Consider the following 2,103-nt stretch of genomic DNA (forward strand, 5'->3'; position numbering starts at 1 on the left):
CGCAGGTCGGCGGTCGAGGTGCCGCCGATCAGCGTGTCGTTCCCGGCCCCGCCGATCATCGTATCCGCGCCGTCGCCCGCGGCGATGTCGTCGGCGAAGTCCGTGCCTTCGAGGGAATTGCTGCGCGCGTCGCCGCGGATCGCGGGCCCGCCCTCGGGGTCGGTCTCGACGCCGAACCAGACGTGGTAGACGCGGCCGCCATATTGACCGAAGGGCGTCTCGGGGATCTCGACGCCGATGCCCACCGCGCCCCACGAGACCCGCTCCCACACGCCCTCGTTCACGATCACCGGGTCGTGGCTGGGCGAGCCCTGCCAGCCCTCGAGCGCGGCGGCGATGTCGGAATAGCCCACCGCGGTGATCTCGTAGCCGTTGCCGGGATAGGAGGTGCCGAGCCGCTGCGGCGCCTGCCACATGACCTCGGGTTGGCTGTGGTCGGCGAAATAGGGGGCGTCGGACCAGCTGTGCAGGTTCGCGCCCTCGGGCAGCTCGAGCCCCGGTTCCTGGATGTTGTAGGCGGTGTCGAGCGCGTGCCGCCCGGCCGTGACGGTCAGCCCGGCCGAAAGCGGGATCGCCGGCAGGCCTTCCGCCGCGCGGTAGTCCATGAGCAGGTGGTAGAGCGCGAGTTCCTCCGCCGAGAGCGTGTCCTGCGCGGTGGGGGCATAGATGTCGACGGTCACGAGGCGGTCCTTCCCGGTCATCTGTTCGGCGATGCGGCACATGTTAACGGCCGCGGGAGCCGACGTCAGCGCGTCATTCCCGACGCGGTTGACGCAGGGTGAATTCGTGGTTCCTGCGCCTCAGCCTCCGGGCGGATCCGCCGCGAGTTGCCGCAGCATCCAGAGGTTGCGCGACGGGTTCGTGCTCCAGGATTGCAGGTAAAGGTGTGCGATGTGCCGGGCGATCCGCGTGCCGTCGGCCGTTACCAGGATCCGGTCCAGCGCGCCATCCGCTGCAAGTTCGGCGGCATAGCGCCGGGAGGCCGCGAGGTAGTCGGCATCGGGTCCAGATTCCTGTTGTGCGAGACATGCCGCGTCGACCGGTCGGCCCGCGCGGCGGTAGGGCAGGAAGGGTGTGCGATCCTTGGGCGCTTCGTCGAGGCAGCCGACATTCCGGTCGGTCGTGTTCACGATCACACCGAGCGCGGGGCCTGGACGGTCGGGGCCGTTTGCTTCCCGTGTCAGTGTCCAGAGGTAAAGGAGGCGATCGCGGAACCGTGCGCGGGCGCCGTCTATCAGGCGGAAGGGATAGTCGATCACGACCTCCTCGTAGGCCACCGGTGGCACGATGCGCTGCAACGCGTTCCAGGCTCCGAGGGTCGCGCGCAGGTCAGGACCGGTTCCGCCGCCCAATGGCGGGATGTCCATGACCTGCCAGTTGGGCAGGTTCACCACGAGCCGCAGTGCTACCGGCGCACCGCCGGGATTGCCCGCCTCGACGAGACGGCGCATCTCGACGAGATAGGCGTGTACCGTCCGCGCGGCAGCCTCCGGGGTGAGGCCGCCTGGTCCGCTTTTCGCGCAGGACCACCGCTTGCGCGATCCTTCTGCGAGGCGCAGGAACGGCCCGTCGAGGTGCAGCGCCCCGACCGCGACCCCGGCCGCGTGTAGGCGCGCCACGGTGGCCGCGTATTCCGCGCTCGCCGCCGCCGCGCCGCGCGTTTCGGGCGCGAGCGCAAGGTCGCAGCGTTCGGCCGAAAGCCCGCTGCCACCCTCGTAGGCCACCACGAAGCCGTGCCGCGTCACGGCCGCCGCAAGGGCCGCGAGGTCCCCGTCCTCGAGATAGGTGCCCGCCGGCCGGGAGGGTGCGCCGGGCCGCACGATGTCCTCCTGCAAGAAGAAGGTGGCGTTCAGCACGAGCGTGCCGAACCCCGCTGCGCGCAGCGCCGCCCAGTCGGCGGCGGGCGTGTCGGTGAAGAGCGTGCGGTTGTCGAGGGCCCGGGGCGTCGGCCCGTAGCCGAGCGCGGGTTGGGCCGCGGCGCCCGAGGCAAGCCCGCAGAGCAGGACGGCGAGCTGGGCGAGACGGGGCAGGGCCCTCCTCGTGCCGCTCATCCGAACAGGTCCACGGCCTGTTCGGCCAGCTGCAGCATCAGGCTGTCCTCGC

The 2,103-nt window shown here is 71.0% G+C and carries 1 protein-coding gene and 1 pseudogene; both read right to left on the bottom strand.

Annotated features, from left to right (window positions below):
* A pseudogene (locus RISW2_RS22680) lies at positions 1–680 on the bottom strand (CAP domain-containing protein); the annotation flags it as partial.
* A gap of 120 nt (positions 681–800) precedes the next feature.
* A complete protein-coding gene (locus RISW2_RS22685; protein ID WP_051492379.1) occupies positions 801–2,051 on the bottom strand; it encodes a hypothetical protein in 1,251 nt (416 codons plus the stop codon).
* Positions 2,052–2,103 lie beyond the last annotated feature (52 nt).

It is taken from the genome of Roseivivax isoporae LMG 25204, from assembly GCF_000521865.1.
GTDB classification, from domain to species: domain Bacteria; phylum Pseudomonadota; class Alphaproteobacteria; order Rhodobacterales; family Rhodobacteraceae; genus Roseivivax; species Roseivivax isoporae.

Coding starts and splice junctions, on each gene's coding strand:
- RISW2_RS22685 (WP_051492379.1), bottom strand. CDS start 2,051: ATGAGCGGCACGAGGAGGGCCCTGCCCCGTCTCGCCCAGCTCGCCGTC.